Here is a 23744-nt window from a genome sequence, read left to right on the forward strand (position 1 = left end):
TCCCGCCCGAGGCGGAGGCCGGCCCCCGCCCGTCAGGCGAGCGGCGCGCCGATGCCGGTGATGACCGAGGAGCCCTGGACCCCGGAACCGTCGCGGCGGCCGATGGCCTCGGGCAGCTCGATCGCGACGCCGCCGGCTCCGCTGGCGCGGGCCGGGGTGGCGCCGACCCAGGCGAGGACGAGGGTGTCCTCGCCCTTGAGGAAGCGGTGGGCGCGGACGCCGCCGGTGCCGCGGCCCTTGGCGGGGTACTCGGCGTAGGGGGTGACCTTGATCGCGCCGGGCTGCGTGCCCGGGAGCGCGTCGGCGGAACCGGAGGCGGTGACGACGACGGCCTCTCGGCTGGGGTCGACGACACCGAAGAAGGCGACGCGCTGGCCGGTGCCCAGCCTCACTCCCGCCATGCCGCCGGCGGTGCGTCCCTGCGGACGGACCGAGGATGCGGGGAAGCGGAGCAGCTGGGCGTCGGAGGTGACGAAGACGAGGTCCTCGTCGCCGGTGACGACCTGGCCCACGCCGACGACGGAGTCACCGTCCTTGAGCGAGACCACCTCCCAGTCGTGGGCCTTGGGCTGGTCGGCGGTGACCCGCTTGACGACACCCTGGGCGGTGCCGAGCGCGAGCCCGGGGCCGTCGGGGTCGAGCGAGACGATCCCGACCGGCTCCTCGCCGCGGGGGAGGTCGACGTAGGCGGCGAGCGGCGCGCCGCCGGAGAGCGAGGGTGCGCCGCCGAGCGGCGGGAGCGCGGGCAGCTCGAGCGCGCTGATCCGGACCATCCGACCGCGGCTCGTGACGAGGCCGACCTCGCCGCGTGCCGTGGTGCGGACGGCACCGACGACGGCGTCGTGCTTGGCGCGCGGTCCCTCGGCCGGGATCGGCTCGTCGTTCGAGGTGCGTGCGAGCAGCCCGGTCGAGGAGAGGAGGACGAAGCAGGGGTCGTCGCTCACCTCGAGCGGCGTCGCGGTGCTCACCGGGTTGCCGGCCGACTCGAGGAGGACCGTGCGTCGGGGGGTGCCGTACTTCTTGGCGACCTCGGCGAGCTCGCTCGACGCGGTGCGGTGGAGCAGCTTCTCGTCGCCGAGGATCGCCTCGAGCTCCTCGATCTGCCGCTGCAGCTCGTCGCGGCGCTGCTCGAGCTCGAGACGCGAGAACTTCGTGAGCCGGCGCAGCTGGAGGTCGAGGATGTGGTTGGCCTGGACCTCGCTGAGGTCGAAGACGTCCATGAGCCGGGACCGGGCGGTCGCGGTGTCCTCGCTGCCGCGGATGAGCTGGATGACCTCGTCGATGTCGAGGATCGCGATGAGCAGGCCCTCGACGAGGTGGAGCTGGTCCTTGGCCTTGCCGAGCCGGTGGGCGGTGCGGCGGCGCACGACGTCGATGCGGAACTCGACGTAGTGGCGCAGCAGGTCCTTGAGGCCAAGGGTCTGCGGCTGCCCGTCGACGAGTGCGACGTTGTTGATGCCGAAGGAGTCCTCCATCGGCGTGAGCCTGTAGAGCTGCTCGAGGACGGCCTCGGGGTTGAAGCCGTTCTTGACCTCGATGACGAGTCGCAACCCGTGCTTGCGGTCGGTGAGGTCCTTGACGTCGCTGATGCCCTGGAGCTTCTTGCCCTGGACGAGGGCCTTCATCCGCTCGATGACCTTCTCGGGGCCGACGAGGTAGGGCAGCTCGGTGACGACGATTCCGGACTTGCGCGGGGTGATCTTCTCGATGCGTGCGGTGGCGCGGGTGCGGAAGGTGCCCTTGCCGGTGAGGTAGGCGTCGCGGATGCCGTCGAGGCCGACGATGCGGCCGCCGAGCGGGAGGTCGGGGCCGGGGACGAACTTCATGAGGTCGTCGAGGCTGCAGTCCGGATGCGCGATGAGGTGGCGCGCGGCGCCGATGACCTCGACGAGGTTGTGCGGCGGCATGTTGGTCGCGAACCCCACCGCGATGCCGCTCACGCCGTTGACGAGGAGGTTGGGGTAGGCCGCGGGCAGGACCCCGGGCTGGAGCAGCTGGTCGTCGTAGTTGGGGACGAAGTCGACGGTGTCCTCGTCGAGGCTCGCCGTCATCGTCAGCGCCGCGGGGGCGAGGCGGGCCTCGGTGTAGCGCGAGGCGGCCGGACCGTCGTCGAGCGAGCCGAAGTTGCCGTGCCCGTCGACCAGCGGCAGCCGCATCGTGAACGGCTGGGCCATGCGCACCAGGGCGTCGTAGATCGCGGTGTCGCCGTGCGGGTGGTACTTGCCCATGACGTCGCCGACGACGCGCGAGGACTTCACGTGGCCGCGGTCGGGCCGCAACCCCATCTCGCTCATCGAGTACAGGATCCGACGCTGCACCGGCTTCAGGCCGTCACGCACGTCCGGCAGGGCCCGCGAGTGGATGACCGACACGGAGTACTCGAGGAAGGCGTTCTGCATCTCGAGCCCGACGTCGATGTCGACGATGTTCTCGGCGATCTCTGCGGGCGGAGTGCTGCTGGTGCGCTTGGCCATGGGGCGGTGCTGGTCCTCAGTGCTGTCGGTGCCTCGCGGGCCTGGCCCGCGAGCGATCACTGCATCTTCCCTCAGCCGTCCGACGGTCCCGTGGCCGACTCGCCGAACCTGCCGACGTGCAGCACGTCCTGCAGCGGCCGGCGACCCCGGGCCAGCGAGGGGCTGCGCACCCGCTCCGTCTCGTGACCCAGCGCGATGACGCCGACGACCCGGCGGTCGGGAGGGACGGCATACGCCGCCTTGACCGCCTCGTGGCGCGCGGCCGGAACGCCGAAGAAGAGCGCCCCCAGCCCGGCGTCGACCGCCCCGAGGAGGACGAGCATCGCGGCCATCGCCGTGTCGGTGTCCCAGTAGGGGATGGGCCACCGGTCGAGCGAGCGGTCGGTCCAGCCCTTGTCCGGCTCCGCATAGCGGTCGAGGTATGCCGTCGGGTCGGCCAGCATGACCAGGAGCACCGGCGCTGCGGAGACGCCGCGGAGCCATGCGTCCGGCTCGCGGCCGGTCTCCCGGGTGGCCTCCCGGGTGGCCTGCCAGAAGCGGGCGCGGTCGGCCGGGTCCACGAGCGCGAGGACGTCCCAGCCCTGGGTGTGGCCGGCGCTGGGAGCCCGCTGGGCGAGGCGGACGAGGTCGGTCACGGTCTCGATGGGGACGGCGCGGTCGGGGTCGAACCGGCGCACCATGCGGCGGCGCGACACCGCGTCGAGAAGCTCCATGCCTCACATCGTCTCGTGGAACGATGGCGGGCATGACCTTGGACGTCGAGCTCCCCCCGGGCTACCCGGTGCAGTGGGAGGCCGACGTCGTGTTGAGGGACGGCAGCGTGGCCCACCTGCGGCCGATCCGGCCGAGCGACGAGGCCGCGATCCACGAGTTCCACTCGCGCCAGTCGGAGGAGTCGATCTACCTCCGCTTCTTCGCGCCGCTCAAACGGCTGTCCGACAAGGACGTCCACCGCTTCACCCACGTCGACTACGAGGATCGGGTCGCGCTCGTCCTCACGCTTCGCGACGACATCATCGGGATCGGGCGCTACGACCGGATCGACCCGGGCTCGGCCGAGGTCGCCTTCAACGTGAGCGACCACTACCAGGGGCGAGGTGTCGGGTCGGTGCTCCTCGAGCACCTCGCCGCCATCGCGCAGGAGTTCGGCATCACCCGCTTCACCGCCGAGGTGCTGCCGCAGAACCGCAAGATGCTCACGGTCTTCTCCGAGGCCGGCTACGAGGTGAGCCGCAAGGTCGAGGACGGCATCGTCGCCCTCCACTTCGACATCGAGCCCACCGACCGGTCGAAGGCCGTCGCGATGTCGCGCGAGCACCGCGCCGAGGCCATCAGCGTGAGCCGGATCCTGCGTCCGCGCATCGTCGCCGTCATCGGTGCCAGTCGTTCCGAGACATCGATGGGGCACCACTTCCTCAAGAACCTCCTCGACGCCGGCTTCACCGGCGAGGTCCACCCGGTCAACGCCAAGGCGAGGAAGATCCTCGGGCGGCCGGCATACGACACGATCGCGGACGTCCCCGGACCGGTGGACCTTGCGGTCGTCGCGGTGCCGGCCGAGAAGGTCCTCAAGGTCGTCGACGACTGCGCGGTGGCGGGCGTCGGCGCGCTCCTCGTCATCAGCTCGGGCTTCGGCGAGGGCGGGGGAGAGGGCGACGAGCGCCAGGCCGAGCTCGTGCGCCGGGTCCGCGGGTCGGGGATGCGGATCGTCGGGCCCAACTCGTTCGGCCTCATCAACACCGACCGCGAGTTCTCGCTCAACGCCTCGCTGTCCCCGGTGATGCCCCCGCCGGGGCACCTCGGGCTCTTCGCCCAGTCGGGTGCGCTCGGCATCGCCGTGCTCGCATCGGCGGCTCGGCGCAACCTCGGCATCTCGGTCTTCGCCTCGGCCGGCAACCGCGTCGACGTCTCGGGCAACGACCTCATGCAGTACTGGATCGACGACGACGGCACGCACGCGGTGGGGCTCTACCTCGAGTCGATGGGCAACCCGCGCAAGTTCTCGCGGATCGCCCGCAACCTCGGTCTCATCAAGCCCGTCATCGTCGTCCAGTCCGGTGTCTCGTCCTACGGGGTCCCACCCGGACACCGGGTCCGCACGACGAAGGTCCGACCCGCCGTCTTCTCCGCGATGCTCCGCCAGGCGGGCACGATCCGGGTCTCCAACGTCCACCAGATGTTCGACGTCGCCCAGCTCCTCATCCACCAGCCGCTGCCGTCCGGACGACGCGTCGCCATCGTCGGCAACTCCTCGGCCCTCGGCGCGCTGTCGGCCGGCGCGGTGGCCGGGCGCGGGCTCACCGTCACCCACGGCCCGGTCAACCTGCCCTCGGAGGCGAGCGCGGAGGAGTTCCGCGCGGCGCTGGCTCGCGCGTTCGACGACCCCGACGTGGACTCGGTCCTCACCTGCTTCATCCCGCCGATCGTCGCCCACGACGAGGACGTCACCGACGCGGTGCGCCGGGCCGCCCGCGGCTCTGACAAGACGTGCGTGGCGACCTTCCTCGGCATGCGCGGCGTCGGCTCGTCGACGTCGATGGACGAGGGCGGCGACACGGGCCAGGCCATCCCCATCTACGCCATGCCCGAGGACGCTGCCTACGCACTCGCCAAGGCGACGAAGTATGCCGAGTGGCGCAACAAGGACCACGGCGTGCCCGTGGCACCCGCCGGCATCAACCGCCGGGTGGCGGAGGACGTCGTCCACACCGTGCTCTCGGTGAGCCCCGAAGGGCGCCGGCTCGACGCGGACGAGACGGCGGCGCTGCTCGCGGCATACGGGATCGAGGTCTGGCCCTCGCGGAAGGCGACGACGGTCGAGGAGGCCGTGGCCGCGGCCGACGAGATCGGCTACCCCGTCGTGCTGAAGTCAACCGCACCGATGCTGCGGCATCAGGGCGGCGTCACCGGGGTGCGGGTCGACCTCGGGTCGGAGCACGCCGTGCGCGAGGCCTGGGCGTCCCTGCACGAGCGCCTCTCGCCGCTCGCCGCCGGGCAGCTGGAGGTCCAGCGGATGGCGACGCCGGGCGTCGCGTGCGTCGTCACCGCCGACGAGGACGCGCTCTTCGGGCCGGTGGTGAGCTTCGGGGTGTCGGGGCTGCCGACGGAGCTGCTCGACGACATCGCCCACCGGATCCCGCCGCTCACCGACGTCGCCGTCTCCGAGCTCATCTCCTCGGTCAAGGCCGCGCCGGTCCTGCACGGCCACCGGGGCTCGACGCCCGTGCACCGGGCCGCGCTCGCGGACCTCATCGGGCGCGTGTCGGTCATCAGCGACGACATGCCCGAGGTGGTCTCCCTCAAGCTCAACCCGGTCAACGCCCACCCCGGTGGTGTCCAGGTGCTCGGCGCCGAGGTCACCGTGGCCCCGGTCGCACGGCGGGCGGATCCGGGACGGCGCTCGCTCACCTGAACCCGTCGTCGCTCCTCAGGGTCCGACGGCACTCGACCCCGGCGTCGACCGGGTCATCGGGCGGGTGCGGCAGAATGGCCCGCATGAAGCGCTCGTTCGACGTCCCGACCCTGCCGGGAGACCTCACCGACGCGATCGAGCGGGCCGGCTACTACCCCGCGCTCGTCGCCGATGTCGTCTCGGCGGCCCTGGCCGGTGAGACCGTGCGCTCGCACCTCGTGCACCTCGAGACGACGTTCGACCGCGACGTCATCCGGCGCCACGTCACGGTCCTCGTCCTCACCGGGACGCGGCTCGTCATCGCCCACGCGGACGACCACGCCGACGAGGCCGCGGGGGCCGCCGAGCAGGAGGTCGCGACTGCGACGACCGAGAGCGTGCCCCTGTCCGCCGTCCGCGGCGTCATGCTCACCCATGTCGTCGCCGACCCGCAGAACTACGTCCCGGGCTCGCTTGGCCGCGAGCTCACCCTCACCCTCGGGTGGGGCGCCGTGAGCAGGGTCGACCTGCTGCCCGCCAGCTGTGGTGAGCCCGGGTGCGACGCCGACCACGGCTACGACGGCACGATCTCGAGCGACGACCTCGCCCTCCGAGTGTCGGCGACCGCCGACGGGGACCCCGCCCTCGAGCAGGCCATCGCCTTCGCGCACGCCCTCTCTGCCTCGCTCGGCGAGTGACCTCGCCGGTGCCGGGCCCCGCGCCCGCCCCGGCCTACGCCGAGGGCGGCCTCGCCGACGTCCTGCCCTCGGTCGTGGCGGCGATGGGTGTGTCCGGTGCGACCACCGCCTCCGGCGCCCCCGCGCCACACTGGGAGCTTCCGCCGGCGCGCAGCGCGGTCGTCGTCCTCGTCGACGGCCTGGGTCACGACCTCCTCAGGCGTCGCGGCGGTCACGCGCCGTGGCTGCGCTCGCACTTCGCCGGCGCGCGCCGTATCGCCTCGGGCTTCCCCTCGACGACCCCGGTCTCGATGGGCTCGTTCGGCACGGGGCTCGCGCCGGGCTCCCACGGGCTCGTCGGGTTCGAGGTGCTCGTGCCCGGCGAGGACCGTCTCCTCAACGAGCTGTCGTGGGAGGACGGCCCGGTCCCCGAGCGGTGGCAGCCGCGGGCGACGTGGTTCGAGACGGCCGCGGCCGCCGGGGTCGACGTCGTGCGCATCGGTCCCGGGTTCTTCGACGGGTCGGGGCTCACCCGGGCCGCCCTGCGTGGCGGGAGGTTCGTCGCCGCCCAGGACCTCGACGCCCGGGTCGACGCGACGCTCGCGCACGCCCGCTCGCGCGGCCGCACCCTCACCTACCTCTACTGGGGCGACCTCGACAAGGTCGGCCACGTGCATGGCTGCGAGTCCTGGCAGTGGGGCGACGAGCTCGAGACGATCGACCGCGCCCTGGCCCGGCTCGCCGACGGCCTGCCCGACGACTGCTCGCTGACGATCACCGCCGACCACGGCATGGTCGACGTGCCGATGGCCAACCGGCTCGACCTCGCCCACGACCCCGAGCTCGCCGCCGGCGTGCGCCACTCGGGCGGCGAGCCCCGCGCGCCCCAGCTCTACTGCGAGCCCGGCGCCGTCGACGACGTCCTCACGACCTGGCGCGCTCGGGTCGGCGACCTCGCCTGGGTGCTCTCGCGCGAGGAGGCCGTGGCCGGCGGTCTCTTCGGCGCGGTGCACACCGAGCACCTGCCGCGCATCGGCGACGTCGTCGTGGCGATGCGAGGACCGCACGCCATCGTCGACTCGCGCCACCACCGTCCGGAGCTGCTCGCGCTCGTCGGCCTCCACGGGTCGCTCACCGACGACGAGGTGCCCGTGCCGATGTTCCACGTCGCGGCCCGCGCGACATAGGGTGTCGGCTCGTGGCTGAGCTCGTGTTCTTCTCCGGGACGATGGACTGCGGCAAGTCGACCCTCGCCCTCCAGATGGACCACAACCACCGGGCGCGCTCGCGGGTCGGCCTCATCTTCACCAAGCTCGACCGCATGGGCGAGTCGGTGCTCAGCTCCCGGCTCGGGCTCTCGACCGACGCCCACGAGGTCGGTGACGACCTCGACTTCTGGGACGTCGTCGTCGAGCACCTCACCCGCGGGCAGCGTGCCGACTACCTCATCTGTGACGAGGCCCAGTTCTACACCGCCGCCCAGATCGAGCAGCTCGCCCGGATCGTCGACGAGCTCGGCATCGACGTCAACTGCTTCGGCATCACCGCCGACTTCCGCACCGAGCTCTTCCCGGGCTCCAAGCGGCTCTTCGAGCTCGCCGACCGGGTCCAGGTCCTCCAGGTGGCGGCCCTCTGCTGGTGCGGCGGTCGCGCGACCCACAACGCCCGCATCATCGATGGCGTCATGGTCGTCGAGGGCGAGCAGGTCGTCGTCGGTGACACCGCGGCAGCCACGGACGCGCTCGTCGAGTACGAGGTGCTCTGCCGGCGCCACTACATGCGGCGCATGAGCAGCCACGCCGCCCGTCAGGCCTCGGCCACCCCCGACGTGCTGCCCTTCGACCTCGACGTCTGCCCCGTCCCGCCCCAGGGCTGACCTTCCGGGCCCAGGCCCGTATGCCGTTCGCTCGCCTCGCTTGCGTCGGTCACGTTTCGCTGTTGGTCGCGGTCAGGTACTGGTTCGCCGCAGGTCCATCCGCACGTCGCGCGCTGAGCGCGCTCCGCGCGCCCACGCAGAGCGTGGGACCCGCCGCCAGTCCCAGCCAGCGGCGAACCAGCACCTGCTCGCTCCCGCTGGAACGGCACCTGGCGTACGAAGGCTTGACGACGGCATACGAGGCGCCTTTTGCTCTTCTACGAGGTTCGGTTCGCGCTCGTCGCGACGGGCCCAGGTCAGGAGCTGCTGGCTCCGCGTCCTCCGCCGAACATGATGTCGTCCCAGCTGGGGACGCTCTTGCGGCCGTTCTTGCGACCAGAGGTCTTGCGGGCGGGGGTCGGCGGGGGTGTGGGCGTGGGCTCCTCGACCTCGACCTCGGCCTCGGCCACGGGGGCGGGCTGGTCGGCCGGCTCGTCCTCGGGCGCGGTGTCGCCCAGGTCGAGGTCGTCCGTGTCCTCGACGAGGTCCTGGTCCTCGTCCGGGGTGGCGGAGTCGTGGGCGCGCTCGTCGAGGTGGGCGGCGACGGGGTGCTTGCCGCGGGCCGCGGGGGGCTCGGGTGCGTCCGTCGGGTCGACGGTGAGGTCCTCGAGGGGGAGGGCGTCGTCGCGGGGTGACTCCTCGCCGGGGGTGTGGGTGGGTGCGGGGCGACGGGCCCGGCCGCGGCGGGACCGGTGCGACTGCTCGCGCATCGCCGCCATGAGGTCGATGGGCTCCTGCGAGCCGGAGCGGCGCGTCGGGCGCGCCTCCTCGACACCGCCCTCGGCCTCGACGTCGAAGACCGCGCTCGCCGCGTTGGCCGTCGTCGCCACGTGCGGGGTCGGGATGGCGGAGTCGCCCCGCGACTCCTCGCTGAGCCAGCGGGCCTCGTCGTTCGTGGCGAGCAGCGACTTGAGGCGGGGGTCGAAGGTCCACGCCGCCGAACGCTCGCGGCCACCGGCGGGGAACGTGGCGGTCACGGTCCACCGACCGTCGTCGAGGCGGGAGGAGTCCCACCGGACGAGCTCGCCGGCGACGCCGCGGCCCTTGAAGCGCTCGTCGGCCCGGGACGCGAGCGTCTGCTCGGTGACCGTGCCCGCGCTGGGGCCGGAGGCGACCCGGGTCGTGCCGACGACGCAGGCCCGGGCCTGGTTGGCGACGTACTCGCGCTCGGCGAGGACAGGCCCCTCGAACCGCTGCACCTTCTCGACGGTCCACCCGGCGCGGTCCGCGACCTCCTCGGTCGAGAGGCCGGCGCGGATGAGGGCCTGGACGTCGCGGGGACGCAGGCCGCCGTCGATCTCGATCTGCAGCTGGCCGAGGCGCGGACGGTCACGTCGAGCGGCGGCACGCATCGCCTCGTCGAGGGGCACCCGGTAGCGCTGGCCCTCGACATCGGAGAGAAGGACGTGCTCGCCGTCCTCGTGGACGCCGATGAGACGAAGGTCCTTCATCTGAACTCCCGGGCCGTGGACTGGACACCTCGACTGTGCCACCTCGGACCCTCGTGACAAAGCAGCCCACGCCGGGGGCGATCGGCGATCCGCCGCTCGTTAGGTTGTCGTCATGGCCAACCCGACCGACGACGACGCCCTCGCCCCCTACGACGCAGTCCTCCTGCTCTCCTTCGGCGGGCCCGAGGCGCCCGACGAGGTCATGCCGTTCCTGCGCCGCGTGACGGCCGGGCGCGACATCCCCGAGGAGCGGCTGCAGGAGGTCGCGACCCACTACCACCACTTCGGTGGTCGCAGCCCGATCAACGACCAGAACCGCGCGCTGCTCGAGGCCCTCCAGACGGAGATGGCCGCTCGCGGCTCCCGCATCCCGGTGCTCTGGGGCAACCGCAACAGCGACCCCTTCGTCGTCGACACCCTCCGGGCCGCCCGCGCCGAGGGCCTGCTGCGTCTCTGCGTCGTCGTCACGTCGGCCTACTCGTCCTACTCCGGCTGCCGCCAGTACCGCGAGGACCTCGCGGCCGCGACCGAGGAGCTCGGCGTCGCCGCGGCGGACCTCGTCATCGACAAGATCCGGCCCTACGCCCTGCACCCGGGGTTCGTCGCGGTCAACACCGAGCACCTCGTGAGAGCGGTCGAGGGACTCGAGGACCTCGACCCGGCGACGACCCGCCTGCTCTTCGTCACCCACTCCGTGCCCGAGGCGATGGACGACACCTCCGGACCCGGCGACGGCGACGGCAACCTCTATGTCGAGCAGCACCTGCGCACCGCCGCACTCGTCACCCAGGGCCTCTCCGAGCGCACCGGGGTGGCCCTCGAGCAGGAGCTCGTCTTCTGCTCACGCTCCGGCAGCCCGCGCACGCCCTGGCTCGAGCCCGACGTCAACGACCGGATCGAGGAGCTCGCCGGCGAGGGCGTGCGGACCGTCGTCCTCGCTCCCATCGGCTTCGTCTCCGACCACATGGAGGTCGTCAACGACCTCGACCTCGAGGCTCGCGAGACCGCCGAGCGGGTCGGCGTGCGCTTCGCCCGCGTTCGCACCGCCGGGACGCACCCGCTCTTCGTCGAGGCGCTCGTCGACCTCGTCCACGAGCGCGCCGCCGAGGCGCGTGACGAGGTCGTCATCCCCGCCCAGGCCGATGCCGGGGACGTGCGCCCGTCGGTCTGCGCGAGCGGGTGCTGCCCCAACCTGCGTACGGCCAAGCCGGCGCTGTGCGGGCGTGACTGACGTGGACCTCTCCCTGCCCGACGACACCCTCGCCGCGGCGCTCGAGGCCCTCGCCGCCGACGTCGCCCGCTCGGCCGGCCGGCTCGTCGTCGACGAGCGCCCCGACGCCGTCGAGGTCGCCGCGACCAAGTCCACCGCCACCGATGTCGTCACCGCCATGGACCAGGCCTCGCAGGACCACCTCCTCGCGCGGCTGCGCGAGGCGCGCCCCGACGACGCCGTCATGGGCGAGGAGGACGGGGGAGCGGCGGGCACGTCCGGCATCACGTGGGTCGTGGACCCGATCGACGGGACCGTCAACTACCTCTACGGCATCCCCGCGTATGCCGTCTCGGTCGCCGCTGTCGTCGGCGACCCGACCGAGCCCGGCGGGTGGCGTCCCTTCGCCGCCGCGGTCTACAACCCGGTCACCGACGAGCTCTACCGCGCGCGGGCCGGCGGCGGCGCCTTCGTCGTGGTGGGGGACGAGCAGTCCCTGCTCGTGCCCACCTCGTGCGACTCGCTCGGGCAGGCGCTCGTCGCCACCGGCTTCGGGTATGCCGCGGAGCGCCGCGAGCGTCAGGGCCACCTCCTGCTCGACCTTCTGCCGCAGGTGCGCGACATCCGGCGGGCGGGCAGCGCTGCCCTCGACCTCTGCGCGGTCGCAGCCGGTCGGGTCGACGCCTACTACGAGACCGGTCTCAACCCGTGGGACCTCGCCGGCGGCTGGCTCGTGGCGCAGGAGGCCGGTGCCCTCGTCGGCGGGTTCGACGGCCCTGGCGAATCCCTCACCTGGGCCTGTGCGCCCGGCCTGCGGACGAAGTTCGCCGAAGTGGTCGAAGTCGGCACCAGGAGGCACTTGGAGGGCTAGTGTCAGCCCCGCTGTGGAGGGATCCACGGCGATGGTGCACAATCGCCGCTCGCACGGGCACAAAAACGACCGTCCGTGCGTTGACTGGGCGAAGCAGGGACGGCAGGGACCGGAGAACGACTCCGGCACCCGCCCCACGGACATTGGGAAGGAGCGCAATGGCGACCGACTACGACGCGCCACGCAAGACCGACGACGAGCTGTCCGAGGACTCCATCGAGGAGCTGAAGACCCGTCGCAACGACAAGCGGTCCTCCAGCGTCGACGTGGACGAGACCGAGCAGGCCGAGGGCTTCGAGCTCCCGGGGGCTGACCTCTCGGGCGAGGAGATGTCGGTGCGGGTCATCCCGCGCCAGGCCGACGAGTTCACGTGCTCGAAGTGCTTCCTCGTGCACCACCGCAGCCAGCTGGCCTCCGAGAAGAACGGCCAGATGGTCTGCAGCGAGTGCGCAGCCTGAGCACCGGTGAGGGCGGTCCGCGAGGACCGCTCGGCGAGATAGGGTCAGTCCCCGTGACTGGCCCTTCTCGCATTCCGGTCGCCTTCCGGCGGCTCGTCCCGGAGGCCCGTGTCCCGGCATACGCGTCCGAGGGGGACGCCGGCGCCGACCTCACGGCGGTGGCGGAGGTCACCCTCGCCCCGGGTGAGCGAGCCCTCGTCCCGACGGGGATCGTCGTCGCGCTGCCCCCGGGCACCGTCGGCCTCGTCCACCCGCGCTCGGGCCTCGCGGCGCGGCACGGCGTCACCGTCGTCAACGCCCCCGGCACCGTCGACTCCGGCTACCGAGGCGAGATCCTCGTCAACCTCGTCAACCTCGACCCGCGAGAGCCGTTCACGGTCTCCGTGGGCGACCGGATCGCGCAGCTCGTCGTCCAGGAGTACGCGCACGCCGACTTCTCGGAGGCCGACTCGCTCCCGGAGAGCGTCCGGGGGGACACTGGACATGGATCCACCGGGGGATTCGGCACCACGCCCCCACCCAACCTCGAGGAAGTGACCACGCAGTGAGCATCTTTCGCCGGCGCAAGGCCGACGCGGAGACCGCAGCAGACACCGGGACCGAGACGGAGCTCGACGTCGTCGACGGTGCCGAGGACGTCGACACCGACACCGACGCGCCCGAGGTGACCCCGGACCCGCCGGTCGACCGGAGCGCCGGGCCCTTCGACGCCTCGGAGGTCGAGGACGACGACGGCCGGCTCGACCTCGGCGCGCTGCGGATCCGCGGCGCCGAGGGCATGGAGCTGCGCCTCGAGATCGACCAGGAGCAGCAGCACGTCATCGCCGCGACCGCCGTGATCGGCGAGTCCGCCCTCCAGCTGCAGGCCTTCGCGGCCCCCCGCTCCGGTGGGGTGTGGGCCGACATCCGCTCCGAGATCGCCGCCGCCATCGAGACCCAGGGCGGCACGGCCGATCTCGAGGACGGCCCGCTCGGCACCGAGCTGCGCACGCGCATGCCCAGCGCCGGCCCTGACGGCCGCACCGTCTTCGCGCCCGCGCGCTTCCTCGGCATCGACGGTCCGCGCTGGTTCCTGCGCGGTGTGATCTCCGGTCGCGGTGCCATCGACGACGACGCGGCGGCCCCGCTGCTCGACGTCTTCCGCGAGACGGTCGTCGTGCGCGGCAGCGACCCCATGGCGCCGCGCGAGCTGCTGCCGCTGCGCCTCCCGCAGGAGGAGGCCACGCCAATGCCAGCCGTCCCCGGCGCCGAGGGTCCGACCTCGACCGACGAGCTCAACCCCTTCGAGCGCGGACCCGAGATCACCGAGGTGAGGTGATGGGCCTCAAGGAGCGCATCCGCGACCTCGCCCGCACCGAGTCCCAGCTCGAGGCGGACGAGATCCGCGAGCGCACCCTGTCCGACCCGGGCGCCGCCGTGGCCTGCGCCGGCGAGCTCGTCGAGCGCCGCCCGGCGATGGTGGCCGGCTGCATCCGGTGCATCACGACCCCGCCGCGCCAGAGCGTCCCCGTCCTCGTCGCCGAGCTCTTCGACGGCGAGCGCTCGGTCAACCTCGTGTGGGTGGGGCGCCGCCACATCGCCGGCATCGACCCGGGTGTCTTCCTCACCGCGCAGGGCCGGATCGCGAAGGTCAAGGGGCAGCCGACGATCTTCAACCCGACCTACCAGATCGTCCCGACCAAGTGAGCCGTGACGTGACCCCCGAGGTGACGCCGGCCGACCGCGCTGCCGCCGAGACGGTCGAGCAGCTCATCCGGCACCGGTTGTCGCACGCCCTCGGCGGCTGGCGCGGCTCGATCGAGACCGCGCTCCCGACCGTCGCCTTCATCGCCATCTGGAGCTGGCGTCAGGACCTCAAGCTGGCGGTCTGGTCCGCTGTCGGCGTGGCCCTCGTGCTCGCGGGGGCGCGCATCCTGCAGCGCTCGAGCCTCCAGCACGTCCTGGGGGCCGTCTTCGCCACCGGCATCGCCGCCTTCTTCGCGATGCGCAGCGGCAAGGCCGAGGACGCCTTCCTGCCCGGCATGCTGCTCTCGGGCGCCTACCTCGTCGGCACCCTCATCTCGATCCTCGCGCGCTGGCCGGTCGTCGGCTTCCTCGTCGGCGCCGGTGACCCGCGCGCCGCCGAGGACCCCTTCGCCTGGCGGCGCGACTCCGGCATGGTGCGCGTCTGCTCGCGCCTCACGTGGGTCCTCGTCGCGCTGTATGCCGTGCGCCTCTCGATCCAGGTCCCTCTCTACCTCGCCGCGCAGGTCGAGGCCCTCGGGGTCGCCAAGATCGTCCTCGGCTGGCCGCTGTGGATCGCCGGCGTCGCCGTCATGGGGTGGCTGCTCATGCGGGGGAGCACTCCCCAGCAGGTCGTGGCCCCCGACACCCAGCCGGCCGCCGACGACGACTGACCCGGACACAGCCCGACCCGACCGCACTTCTTGCGCAGGAGCGACATCCGAGCCCCCGAAGCGGACCTCGCGGTGTCGCTCCTGCGCAATCAGTCGGCAGACTGACCGCCCGTATGCCGGGTGGTCGTCTTGCGTCAGTCGTCGATCTCGCGCTTCTGGCGAGTGCCGGGGCTGAGCATGGACTCGAGGTCGGACTCGCCCTCGGTCGTCGTGATGAAGAGCAGCTCGTCGAGCGGCTCGAGGGCGTCGTCGCGGCTCGGCGCGATGGGGTGGCCACCGCGGATGATGCCCGTGAGGACGGTGTCGGGAGGGAAGGCGATGTCGCCGACTCGCGTGCCGGCATACGGGCTCCCGGCCGGCAGCGTCATCTCGACCATCGCGGCGTGACCCTGCTGGAACTCGAAGATCCGGACGAGGTCGCCGACGGAGACGGCCTCCTCGATGAGGGCGGTCATGAGCCGCGGGGTAGAGACGGCGACGTCGACGCCCCAGGCCTCGTCGAACATCCACTCGTTCTTGGGGTTGTTGACGCGGGCGACGGTGCGCGGGACGCCGAACTCGGTCTTGGCGAGCAACGAGACGACGAGGTTGGCCTTGTCGTCGCCTGTGGCGGCGACGACGACGTCGCAGTCGGCGACCCCTGCCTCGGTGAGGGCGGAGAGCTCGCAGGCGTCGGCCTGGAGCCATGCCGCGTCGGGGACCTTGGCGACGCGCTCACCGTCGGCCTCGCGGTCGATGAGGAGGAGCTGGTGGCCGTTGCGGATGAGCTCGCGGGCGATGGAGCGGCCCACGCTCCCGGCCCCGGCGATGACGACGCGCATGTGCTGGTCCTTGGGTGTCGGGAGGGTCAGTGCGCCGGGGGAGCGGCGTCGAGGGTGCGCTCGGCCTCGGCGAGGCGGGCGCGGTCGAGCGAGAAGTGGACGAGGTCGCCGTCCTGGTAGACGGTGTCGGTGGTCGGGAGCATCCCCTCGCCGAGCCGGCTCAGGTAGGCGACGCGACCGCCGACGGCCGTCTCGAGGTCGAAGAGCCGGCGGCCCACCCACGCGGGGTTGACGGGCATCTCGGCGATGACGATCCGGCCGCTGGGGTCGGTGTACTCGGGGACGTGGCCCTGGGGGAGAAGGCGGCGCAGGACCTGGTCGCTCGTCCACTTCACCGTGGCGACGGTGGGGATGCCGAGACGCTGGTAGATCTCGGCGCGGCCGGGGTCGTAGATGCGGGCGACGACGTTCTCGACGCCGAACTTCTCGCGCGCGACCCGGGCGGCGAGGATGTTGGAGTTGTCACCGCTCGACACCGCCGCGAAGGCGTAGGCGTCGGCGATGCCGGCCTGACGCAGCGTGTCCCGGTCGAAGCCGACCCCCACGACGCGACGACCCTCGAAGGAGGCGCCGAGCCTGCGGAACGCCGTCTCGTCCTGGTCGATGATGGCGACCTCGTGGCCGGCCCGTTCGAGGGCCCTGGCCAGTGACGCACCGACGCGGCCGCAGCCCATGATGACGAAATGCACGCTCCGACGCTACACCGGCTCGTGCGTGACGCGAGCAGCCTCGCGGGTGCATAGAGTGGCGCCCGTGACTTCATCTGGTCGCGTGGTCAAACGCGTCATCCTCGGCCGGGCCATGCGCTCGGACCGCTTGGGCGAGACCCTCCTCCCCAAGCGCCTCGCCCTCCCCGTGTTCGCCAGTGACGCGCTGTCCTCGGTCGCCTACGCACCGGACGAGATCCTCCTGACACTCGGTCTCGCGGGAGGTGCTCTCGCCGCCACCCACTCGTGGGAGATCGCCCTCGCCGTCGTCCTCGTCATGGCCGTCGTCGTCATGAGCTACCGGCAGAACGTCCACGCCTACCCCTCGGGCGGGGGTGACTACGAGGTCGCCAGCGTCAACCTGGGGCCCAAGGCGGGGCTCACCGTCGGCAGCGCCCTGCTCGTCGACTACGTCCTCACCGTCGCGGTGTCGGTCTCGGCCGGGATCCAGAACGCCGCGTCGGCCTTCACCTTCCTACGTGGTCACGAGGTCGCCGCTGCGGTGACGCTCGTCGTCCTGCTCACCGCGATGAATCTGCGCGGCGTGCGCGAGTCCGGCAAGGCCTTCGCCGTTCCGACCTATCTCTTCATGGTCACCGTCATCGGCATGGCAGTCGTCGGCTTCTTCCGCGAGGCCGCCGGCACGCTGCCCGAGGCCGAGAGCGCGGGCCTGGAGCTGGCCCCCGAGCCAGGCATGGGCGCGCTGGGCACGGCCGCGATGGCGTTCCTCCTGCTGCGGGCGTTCTCGTCGGGCTGCGCCGCCCTCACCGGCGTCGAGGCGATCTCGAACGGAGTCCCGGCGTTCCAGAAGCCCAAGAGCCGCAACGCCGCGACCACCCTGCTGCTCATGGGTGGCCTCGCCATCACCATGCTCGCCTCGATGATCGCCCTGGCGCGGTGGACCGACGTCAAGATCGCGGAGGACCCCGAGACCCAGCTGCTCCGGGACGGCGTCCCCGTGGGTGACGGCTACGTCCAGGACACCGTCATGGGCCAGGTCGCCAAGGCCGTCTTCGACGGGTTCCACCCCGGCGTGGTGCTCGTGTCCGTCGTCACCGGCCTCATCCTCTTCCTCGCGGCCAACACGGCGTTCAACGGCTTCCCCGTCCTCGGCTCGATCCTCGCCCGAGACGGGTTCCTCCCACGCCAGCTGCACACCCGCGGCGACCGGCTCGCCTTCTCCAACGGGATCCTCATCCTCGCGGGGGCTGCCGCCGCGCTCATCGCGCTGTACGACGCGCAGGTCACCAAGCTCATCCAGCTCTACATCGTCGGCGTCTTCGTCTCCTTCACGCTGAGCCAGACCGGCATGATCCGGCACTGGAACCGCCACCTCGCCGTCGAGCGTGACCCCCGGGTCCGCGCCCGGATGCACCGCAGCCGGATCATCAACGCCGTCGGCGCTGGGATGTCGGGCATCGTCCTGCTCGTCGTCCTCGCGACGAAGTTCCTGCACGGCGCGGGCTACGCCATCGCGGCCATGGCCGTCCTCTACGTCCTCATGATGCGCATCAAGCGCCACTACGACCGGGTGCGCGCCGAGCTGCGCGTCGAGGAGTCCGACACCAAGCAGCAGATGCTCCCCTCACGGGTGCACGCCATCGTCCTCGTCTCCAAGATCCACAAGCCGACGCTGCGGGCGCTCGCCTACGCGCGGGCCACTCGGCCCTCCGTCCTCGAGGCGCTCACCGTCGATGTCGAGCCCGAGGAGACCAAGAACCTCCAGGCCGAGTGGGACCGTCGCCAGATCCCGGTCCCGCTCAAGGCGCTCGACAGCCCCTACCGCGAGGTGACGCGTCCGGTCGTCGACTACGTCAAGTCGATCCGGTCGGGCAGCCCGCGCGACATCGTCGTCGTCTACATCCCCGAGTACGTCCTCGGCCACTGGTGGGAGCAGGCCCTGCACAACCAGAGCGCGCTCCGCCTCAAGGGCCGGCTGCTCTTCACCCCGGGCGTCATGGTGTCGAGCGTGCCGTGGCAGCTCGCCTCGTCGGCCGGCATGGAGGAGCGCCTCGACGGCCCGGTCGCCGGCGACGTCCGGCGCGGCGAGGGATGAGCCAGCCGCACGAGCCCGTGCTCGCTGACGACCTCACCGTCGGCGACGAGGTCGAGGTCGACGCCGGGCCCATCGCCCACGGCGGCTTCGTCATCGCCCGCCACGAGGGCAGGGTCCTCTTCGTCCGGCACGCGATCCCGGGCGAGCGGGTGCGAGCCCGCATCACCGAGGGCGGTCCCGGCGACCGCTTCCTTCGCGCCGACGCCGTCGAGGTGCTCGGCGCCACACCCGAGCGCGTGACGCCTCCCTGCCCGTATGCCGGCCCCGGACTCTGCGGTGGGTGCGACTTCCAGCACGTCGCCCTCCCGGAGCAGCGCCGCCTCAAGGCGGCGGTCGTCGAGGAGCAGCTGCGCCGGCTCGCCCACGTCGACCGGGAGGTCGTCGTCGAGCCGGTCCCGGGCGACACCGAGGGCCTGCGCTGGCGGACCCGCACGGAGTTCGCCGTCGACGGGGACGGGCGCGCCGGCATGCGCCGGCACCGCAGCCACGACGTGCTGCCGGTCGACGACTGCCTCATCGCGGGGGAGCGCGTCATCGGCACGGGTGTGCTGCACGGGACGTGGGTGGGGGAGAAGGTCGTCGACGTCGTCGCGCCGTCCGAGGGCCCGCCCGTCGTCGTCCGCGTCCCCTCGGACGAGCTCGAAGCTCCGGTCGTGACCGAAGCCGTTGCGGCACAGGCCCTCTCACGCGACTTCGACGTGAGCGCGCGTGGGTTCTGGCAGGTCCACCCCGGCGCGGCAGCCACGTTCGTCGACGCGGTCGTCGACGGGCTGCGACCCCGCGAGGGAGAGCGGTGCCTCGACCTCTACGCCGGCGTCGGGGTCTTCGCGTCCGCGCTGGCCGAGGCGGTCGGACCGACCGGTCAGGTGGTCGCGGTCGAGTCCGACGCCACCGCCGTCGCTCAGGCCCGGCTCAACGTCGAGCGGACCCCGTGGGTGCACTACGTCCAGGGCCGGGTCGACCACGTCTTCGGCGTCGAGTCCACCGGCCGCGTCGCGGGGTCGCGCCGGGGCCGTCGACGCGGTGCACCCCGCCGCCCGCACAGCGACCTGCCGCCATCGGCGGACGTCGTCGTCCTCGACCCGCCGCGTACCGGCGCCGGCAGGGCCGTCGTCGAGGCCGTCGTCGCCCTGTCACCTCGGGCCCTTGCCTACGTCGCCTGCGACCCGGCAGCGATGGCGAGGGACACGGCATACCTCCTCGAGCGCGGCTACGCGCTCACCTCGCTGCGGGCGTTCGACGCCTTCCCGATGACCCACCACGTCGAGTGCGTCGCGATCTTCGAGCAGGCGGAGGGGTGAGCGCCGACGCGGCCTTCCGCGTCCTCGACGCAGGGACCCGCGCCTTCTGGCGCACCGTCGGGCGTCGCGTCGACCTCGACGGCGAGCACGCCTGGCTGCGCGCCCCCGCTGCCGAGGCCGGCGCCATCGGCCCGTCGTGGCTCGACGCCGCGGCGACAGCGGTCGGCGGCACCGTCGAGCGCGGAGGTGAGCGCGGGCTCGTGCCCCACCTCTCGGTGCTCGACGGACCCGGCCTCGACACGGGCCGCCTCGACGCGCGGGTCCGCGAGTTCTACGAGCACACCGACCGCTGGACGATGGACGCCTGGTCGAGCTGGTCGCCCCTCTTCCAGCCCGGTGGGATGCTTGTGGAGCACCTCTTCGGGCGCCGCCTCCAACAGCTCGCGCTCCCCGTTCAGCCGCTCGACGTGAGCCACGGCATCGACAGCGAGATCGTCGGCATCGTCGACGGAGACGGGGTCCAGGTCGCCGCGGCGTGGCTGCGCCGCCTCCGCCGGACCGGCCAGTTCCTCTTCAGCGGTGCGTATGCCGTCCGCTCGCTTCCCGGTGCCGACCGGCCGAGCGTCCACGTGACCTTCCCGCTCGAGAAGGGCAACGTCCAGGTCTTCCTGAGGCCCGAGGCCCGACCGGACGGGGCGCTCGTGCTGTCCTCGGCGAGCCGCGCGTTCGGGGGCGACGGTGCCTATGTCGTCGTGCACGGGCCGGCCGGGCAGGCGTGGGCGGCGCGCACGCCGATCTCCGAGGGATTCGTCGTCCATGTCGACGACGCCGGCGAGCTGCGCACCGACCACGAGCTGCGGGTGGGGCGGGCTCGGGCCCTCCGCCTGCACTACCGGATGACCAGGTCCCGTCCCTGACGAGGGCCGTCGACGCTGCCGTTCGGCGACCTGAGGTCTTTCACAGGCTTTTCCCACCTCCGGGTGGCGGTTTGTCGCGCACTCTTGAGAGGTGGGAGCAGTCCGCCCCTGCCGTGTGCCCCCACCTCGCGCACCTCTCTTCCCAGGAGGACCACCTTGAGCGACCACGCCGACCACCTGCCGGGGCCCGCGCTCCCGGGCCCGGACGAGCAGGAGAGGCGTCGCCGCGTCGGTGCGGCCGACCTCGAACGCGCACTCTTCGAGGTCAAGAAGGTCGTCGTCGGCCAGGACCGGATGGTCGAGCGGATGCTCGTCGGCCTCCTCGCTCGCGGGCACGTCCTGCTCGAGGGAGTGCCCGGTGTGGCCAAGACACTTGCCGTCCGCACGCTCGCGGACGCGATCGGCGGGACCTTCGCGCGGCTCCAGTTCACCCCCGACCTCATGCCGGGCGACATCACCGGGACGCGGGTGTGGCGGCCGTCGACCGACGCGTTCGACACCGAGCGCGGGCCGATCTTCGCCAACCTCGTCCTCGCCGACGAGATCAACCGGGCGCCGGCCAAGGTGCAGTCGGCCCTGCTCGAGGCGATGGCAGAGCGCCAGGTGACGATCGGCGGGACGACGTTCCCGCTGCCGCGGCCCTTCCTCGTCCTCGCGACGCAGAACCCCATCGAGTCCGAGGGCGTCTACCAGCTTCCCGAGGCCCAGCGGGACCGCTTCCTCCTCAAGGTCGACGTCGGCTACCCGAGCGACGTCGAGGAGCTGACGATCCTCCAGCGGATGAGCGTCGACCCGCCGCGGGCCCAGCTCACCCTCGACCTGGAGCAGGTCGAGGAGCTCCAGCACGCCACCGACCGCGTCTTCGTCCACCACGCCGTCGCGCAGTACGCCGTCGCCCTCGTCGTCGCGACCCGCGAGCCGCACCGCTTCGGCCTCGGGCACCTCGACGGCGTCGTCGACTTCGGGGTCAGCCCGCGGGCGACGCTCGGCCTCGTCGCAGCGGGCCGGGCGCTCGCCCTCCTGCGCGGCCGCGACTACGTCCTGCCGGGCGACGTCTCCGACATCGCCACCGACGTCATGTCGCACCGTGTCGTGCTGTCCTTCGAGGCCGTCGCCGACGGGGTCGACCCGCGGTCGGTCGTCGGTGCCGTCCTCGCGGCGGTCCCGGTGCCCGAGGTGGCGCCGGGCCAGCACGACCGGGCGCCGGCCCCGCACGACCACGCCCGGACGGGACCGTCCGGTCATGTCTGAGCCCCTGCGCGACCTCCCGCGGGACGGGGACCGGGCCTTCCGCTCCCTCGACCTCGTCGTGCGCCGACGCCTCAACGGCCTGCTCCAGGGGGATCGCTCGGGGATGCGCCTCGGTGCCGGCTCGGAGCCCGAGGAAGTCGTCCGCTACCGGCCGGGCGAGGACGACGTGCGCCGGATGGACTGGAACGTCACCGCCCGCACCGGGGACCCGCACGTCTGGCGGCCGCTGGCCGAGCACGAGCTCGACACGTGGGTGCTCGTCGACGAGACGCCGAGCATGGACTTCGGGACCGCGCTCTCGGAGAAACGCGACGTGGCCGCCCTCGTCGCCGCGTCCGTCGGCCTCCTCACCGACGGCCCGGGCAACCGCGTCGGCGTGGCGCACCTGACGCCCAAGGGCCTCGAGTGGGACGCCCCCCTGCCCGGCCGGGTGAGCGCCCGCCGGACCCTGCGCTCGGTCGCGGGGGCGCCGCGTGCCGACCTCCAGCTCGACCCGACGACGCTGGGGGAGGCGGTCGGAGCGCTCGAACGGCGGCACCGGCGACCCGGCCTGCGCGTCGTCGTGAGCGACTTCGTCGACCCCGAGGGTGCGCACGAGAGGCCGTTCGCGTGGGAGGCGGCCCTGCGCCGGCTCGCCGCGAGGCACGACGTCGTCGTCATCGAGGTGCTCGACCCGCGCGAGCTCGAGCTTCCCGACCTCGGGCTCGTCGTGCTCCGGGACCCCGAGTCGGGGCGGGCGCGCGAGGTCCACACGAGCCCGACCGTCCGCCGGCGCTACGCCGAGCTCGCCGCCGCCCACCGCGCCGCGGTCGCTGACGCCGTCCGCGCGGCCGGAGCCGGGCATGTCGTCGTGCGCACCGACTCGGACTGGGTCAGGGACCTGGCCCGCTACATCCTGTCGCGGCGCCGCACGCGCCGGGTCGACCGGAGGGTGCGTTGATGGACCTCCTCGCCCCGCTCTGGCTCCTGCTGCTCCTTCCCCTCCTCGCGCTCGCCGTCACCTACGTCGTGCTCCAGCGCCGACGACGCAGGTATGCCGTCCGCTTCGCCTCCCTGCCGCTCCTCGAGAAGGTGGCCCCCGAGCAACCCGGGTGGCGGCGGCACGCTCCCGCGGCGGCCTTCGTCCTGGCGCTCGGCGCCCTCGCCCTCGCTGCGGCCCGCCCCGTCGTCGACGTCCGCGTGCCGCACGAGCGGGCTACCCTCATCGTCGCGATCGACGTGTCGCGCTCGATGCAGGCGACCGACGTCGAGCCCTCACGCATGGAGGCCGCCCGTCAGGCTGCGGCGGCGTTCATCGAGAGCCTGCCCGAGACCTTCAACGTCGGGCTCGTGACCTTCTCGGGAGCGACCTCCGTCGTCGCCACCCCGACCACCGACCACGAGGCCGTGGCCGCCGCGCTCGAAGGACTGCCGATGGCCAACAGCACCGCCATCGGCGAGGCCGTCTTCACCTCGCTCGACCAGGTCGCCGCCATGGCCCGGGGCGAGGAGGACGTCGACGTCCCGGCCCGGATCGTCCTCCTGTCCGACGGCACGAACACCACCGGACGCAGCCCCGACGAGGCCGCCATCGCGGCCATGGAGGCAGCGGTGCCGGTGTCGACGATCGCCTACGGGACCCAGGACGGGACGGTCGAGATCCAGGGCAACATCGTGCCCGTGCCCGTCGATGTCGAGGCCCTGGCCGGGCTCGCCGAGGACACGGGAGGGCAGGCCTACACCGCGGAGAGCGGGGACGAGCTGGCCGAGGTCTACGACGACATCGGGTCCTCTATCGGGTGGCGCACCGAGTCCCGCGAGATCACGCCCTACCTGTCGGCCGCCGGCTTCCTCCTCGGCCTGGCCGCCGGTGCCATGTCGCTGCGTTGGTTCGCGCGGCTCCCGTGAGCGGTCCTCGAGCCACAGAGA

Annotated in this window: 22 protein-coding genes; 17 read left to right on the forward strand and 5 right to left on the reverse strand. The window is 72.7% G+C overall.

The window, feature by feature from the left end:
- Positions 1-32 precede the first annotated feature (32 nt).
- Together ACOJV7_RS16175 and ACOJV7_RS16180 are read right to left on the reverse strand one after the other, a co-directional pair.
- Complete coding sequence (locus tag ACOJV7_RS16175; protein WP_420191249.1) at positions 33-2474, reverse strand: DNA gyrase/topoisomerase IV subunit A; 2442 nt, start codon at positions 2472-2474, stop codon at positions 33-35.
- Positions 2475-2545: 71 nt separating this feature from the next.
- Complete coding sequence (locus ACOJV7_RS16180) at positions 2546-3187, reverse strand: nitroreductase family protein (protein WP_420191250.1); 642 nt, start codon at positions 3185-3187, stop codon at positions 2546-2548.
- Positions 3188-3210: 23 nt separating this feature from the next.
- Here ACOJV7_RS16180 and ACOJV7_RS16185 point away from each other — a divergent pair, with 23 nt between their 5' ends.
- The 4 genes from ACOJV7_RS16185 (at position 3211) to ACOJV7_RS16200 (ending at position 8418) form a co-directional block, all read left to right on the forward strand.
- Positions 3211-5886 (forward strand): bifunctional acetate--CoA ligase family protein/GNAT family N-acetyltransferase, encoded by a 2676-nt coding sequence (locus ACOJV7_RS16185; protein WP_420191251.1) that lies wholly within the window; start codon positions 3211-3213, stop codon positions 5884-5886.
- A 74-nt stretch (positions 5887-5960) separates the two neighbouring features.
- The gene (locus ACOJV7_RS16190) at positions 5961-6563 is read left to right on the forward strand and encodes a DUF5998 family protein (protein ID WP_420191252.1); all 603 of its coding nucleotides are present in this window, start codon (positions 5961-5963) and stop codon (positions 6561-6563) included.
- Positions 6560-7729 carry an alkaline phosphatase family protein gene (locus ACOJV7_RS16195; protein ID WP_420191253.1) on the forward strand — a complete coding sequence of 390 codons (1170 nt, stop codon included), beginning with the start codon at positions 6560-6562 and terminating at the stop codon, positions 7727-7729. The genes ACOJV7_RS16190 and ACOJV7_RS16195 overlap by 4 nt, the downstream gene beginning before the upstream one ends.
- 11 nt (positions 7730-7740) lie before the next feature.
- Positions 7741-8418, forward strand: coding sequence for a thymidine kinase (locus tag ACOJV7_RS16200; protein ID WP_420191254.1), 678 nt, complete (start codon positions 7741-7743; stop codon positions 8416-8418).
- A 296-nt stretch (positions 8419-8714) separates the two neighbouring features.
- Here the strand turns inward: ACOJV7_RS16200 and sepH are convergent, their stop codons facing one another.
- The gene (sepH, locus tag ACOJV7_RS16205) at positions 8715-9908 is read right to left on the reverse strand and encodes a septation protein SepH (protein ID WP_420191255.1); all 1194 of its coding nucleotides are present in this window, start codon (positions 9906-9908) and stop codon (positions 8715-8717) included.
- Between the two features lie 112 nt (positions 9909-10020).
- Between sepH and ACOJV7_RS16210 the strand changes: the two genes are divergently transcribed.
- The 7 genes from ACOJV7_RS16210 to ACOJV7_RS16240 all read left to right on the forward strand — a co-directional run bounded on the left by ACOJV7_RS16210 (position 10021) and on the right by ACOJV7_RS16240 (position 14843).
- Entirely contained in the window at positions 10021-11139 is a 1119-nt protein-coding gene (locus tag ACOJV7_RS16210; protein ID WP_420191256.1) for a ferrochelatase, read from the forward strand.
- Positions 11132-11989, forward strand: coding sequence for an inositol monophosphatase family protein (locus ACOJV7_RS16215; protein WP_420191257.1), 858 nt, complete (start codon positions 11132-11134; stop codon positions 11987-11989). The genes ACOJV7_RS16210 and ACOJV7_RS16215 overlap by 8 nt, the downstream gene beginning before the upstream one ends.
- Before the next feature lie 158 nt (positions 11990-12147).
- Complete coding sequence (locus ACOJV7_RS16220; RefSeq protein ID WP_420191258.1) at positions 12148-12447, forward strand: DUF4193 domain-containing protein; 300 nt, start codon at positions 12148-12150, stop codon at positions 12445-12447.
- A gap of 53 nt (positions 12448-12500) precedes the next feature.
- A complete protein-coding gene (gene dut, locus ACOJV7_RS16225; RefSeq protein WP_420191259.1) occupies positions 12501-12995 on the forward strand; it encodes a dUTP diphosphatase in 495 nt (164 codons plus the stop codon).
- The gene (locus tag ACOJV7_RS16230; protein WP_420191260.1) at positions 12992-13765 is read left to right on the forward strand and encodes a DUF3710 domain-containing protein; all 774 of its coding nucleotides are present in this window, start codon (positions 12992-12994) and stop codon (positions 13763-13765) included. Before dut ends, ACOJV7_RS16230 begins: the two co-directional genes overlap by 4 nt.
- Positions 13765-14133 (forward strand): OB-fold nucleic acid binding domain-containing protein, encoded by a 369-nt coding sequence (locus ACOJV7_RS16235; protein WP_420191261.1) that lies wholly within the window; start codon positions 13765-13767, stop codon positions 14131-14133. The genes ACOJV7_RS16230 and ACOJV7_RS16235 overlap by 1 nt, the downstream gene beginning before the upstream one ends.
- Positions 14130-14843, forward strand: coding sequence for a DUF3159 domain-containing protein (locus ACOJV7_RS16240; RefSeq protein WP_420191262.1), 714 nt, complete (start codon positions 14130-14132; stop codon positions 14841-14843). Before ACOJV7_RS16235 ends, ACOJV7_RS16240 begins: the two co-directional genes overlap by 4 nt.
- Positions 14844-14977: 134 nt before the next feature.
- On the opposite strand, the gene ACOJV7_RS16245 is transcribed toward ACOJV7_RS16240, so the two are convergent.
- Positions 14978-15664: a potassium channel family protein gene (locus ACOJV7_RS16245; RefSeq protein WP_420191263.1), complete on the reverse strand. Its 687-nt coding sequence runs from the start codon at positions 15662-15664 to the stop codon at positions 14978-14980.
- Between the two features lie 26 nt (positions 15665-15690).
- Positions 15691-16353 (reverse strand): potassium channel family protein, encoded by a 663-nt coding sequence (locus ACOJV7_RS16250; protein ID WP_420191264.1) that lies wholly within the window; start codon positions 16351-16353, stop codon positions 15691-15693.
- A gap of 64 nt (positions 16354-16417) precedes the next feature.
- Here ACOJV7_RS16250 and ACOJV7_RS16255 point away from each other — a divergent pair, with 64 nt between their 5' ends.
- From ACOJV7_RS16255 to ACOJV7_RS16280, 6 genes are all read left to right on the forward strand, one after another.
- Positions 16418-18427, forward strand: coding sequence for an APC family permease (locus ACOJV7_RS16255; RefSeq protein ID WP_420191265.1), 2010 nt, complete (start codon positions 16418-16420; stop codon positions 18425-18427).
- Positions 18424-19728: a class I SAM-dependent RNA methyltransferase gene (locus ACOJV7_RS16260; RefSeq protein WP_420191266.1), complete on the forward strand. Its 1305-nt coding sequence runs from the start codon at positions 18424-18426 to the stop codon at positions 19726-19728. The genes ACOJV7_RS16255 and ACOJV7_RS16260 overlap by 4 nt, the downstream gene beginning before the upstream one ends.
- Positions 19725-20585: a hypothetical protein gene (locus ACOJV7_RS16265; RefSeq protein WP_420191267.1), complete on the forward strand. Its 861-nt coding sequence runs from the start codon at positions 19725-19727 to the stop codon at positions 20583-20585. The genes ACOJV7_RS16260 and ACOJV7_RS16265 overlap by 4 nt, the downstream gene beginning before the upstream one ends.
- 156 nt (positions 20586-20741) lie before the next feature.
- Positions 20742-21836, forward strand: a complete 1095-nt coding sequence (locus ACOJV7_RS16270; RefSeq protein ID WP_420191268.1) for an AAA family ATPase — start codon at positions 20742-20744, stop codon at positions 21834-21836.
- Positions 21829-22776, forward strand: a complete 948-nt coding sequence (locus ACOJV7_RS16275) for a DUF58 domain-containing protein (RefSeq protein ID WP_420191269.1) — start codon at positions 21829-21831, stop codon at positions 22774-22776. The genes ACOJV7_RS16270 and ACOJV7_RS16275 overlap by 8 nt, the downstream gene beginning before the upstream one ends.
- The gene (locus ACOJV7_RS16280; RefSeq protein ID WP_420191270.1) at positions 22776-23723 is read left to right on the forward strand and encodes a VWA domain-containing protein; all 948 of its coding nucleotides are present in this window, start codon (positions 22776-22778) and stop codon (positions 23721-23723) included. Before ACOJV7_RS16275 ends, ACOJV7_RS16280 begins: the two co-directional genes overlap by 1 nt.
- Positions 23724-23744 lie beyond the last annotated feature (21 nt).

Origin of the sequence: Knoellia tibetensis (assembly GCF_048606415.1) — a bacterium.
GTDB classification, from domain to species: domain Bacteria; phylum Actinomycetota; class Actinomycetes; order Actinomycetales; family Dermatophilaceae; genus Knoellia; species Knoellia tibetensis.

What these genes read in the sequence shown, in the direction of transcription:
- ACOJV7_RS16175 (WP_420191249.1), bottom strand. Translation starts at nt 2,474, where the DNA reads ATGGCCAAGCGCACCAGCAGCACTCCGCCCGCAGAGATCGCCGAGAAC.
- ACOJV7_RS16180 (WP_420191250.1), bottom strand. Translation starts at nt 3,187, where the DNA reads ATGGAGCTTCTCGACGCGGTGTCGCGCCGCCGCATGGTGCGCCGGTTC.
- ACOJV7_RS16185 (WP_420191251.1), top strand. Translation starts at nt 3,211, where the DNA reads ATGGCGGGCATGACCTTGGACGTCGAGCTCCCCCCGGGCTACCCGGTG.
- ACOJV7_RS16190 (WP_420191252.1), top strand. Translation starts at nt 5,961, where the DNA reads ATGGCCCGCATGAAGCGCTCGTTCGACGTCCCGACCCTGCCGGGAGAC.
- sepH (WP_420191255.1), bottom strand. Translation starts at nt 9,908, where the DNA reads ATGAAGGACCTTCGTCTCATCGGCGTCCACGAGGACGGCGAGCACGTC.
- ACOJV7_RS16210 (WP_420191256.1), top strand. Translation starts at nt 10,021, where the DNA reads ATGGCCAACCCGACCGACGACGACGCCCTCGCCCCCTACGACGCAGTC.
- ACOJV7_RS16220 (WP_420191258.1), top strand. Translation starts at nt 12,148, where the DNA reads ATGGCGACCGACTACGACGCGCCACGCAAGACCGACGACGAGCTGTCC.
- ACOJV7_RS16235 (WP_420191261.1), top strand. Translation starts at nt 13,765, where the DNA reads ATGGGCCTCAAGGAGCGCATCCGCGACCTCGCCCGCACCGAGTCCCAG.
- ACOJV7_RS16245 (WP_420191263.1), bottom strand. Translation starts at nt 15,664, where the DNA reads ATGCGCGTCGTCATCGCCGGGGCCGGGAGCGTGGGCCGCTCCATCGCC.
- ACOJV7_RS16260 (WP_420191266.1), top strand. Translation starts at nt 18,424, where the DNA reads ATGAGCCAGCCGCACGAGCCCGTGCTCGCTGACGACCTCACCGTCGGC.
- ACOJV7_RS16275 (WP_420191269.1), top strand. Translation starts at nt 21,829, where the DNA reads ATGTCTGAGCCCCTGCGCGACCTCCCGCGGGACGGGGACCGGGCCTTC.
- ACOJV7_RS16280 (WP_420191270.1), top strand. Translation starts at nt 22,776, where the DNA reads ATGGACCTCCTCGCCCCGCTCTGGCTCCTGCTGCTCCTTCCCCTCCTC.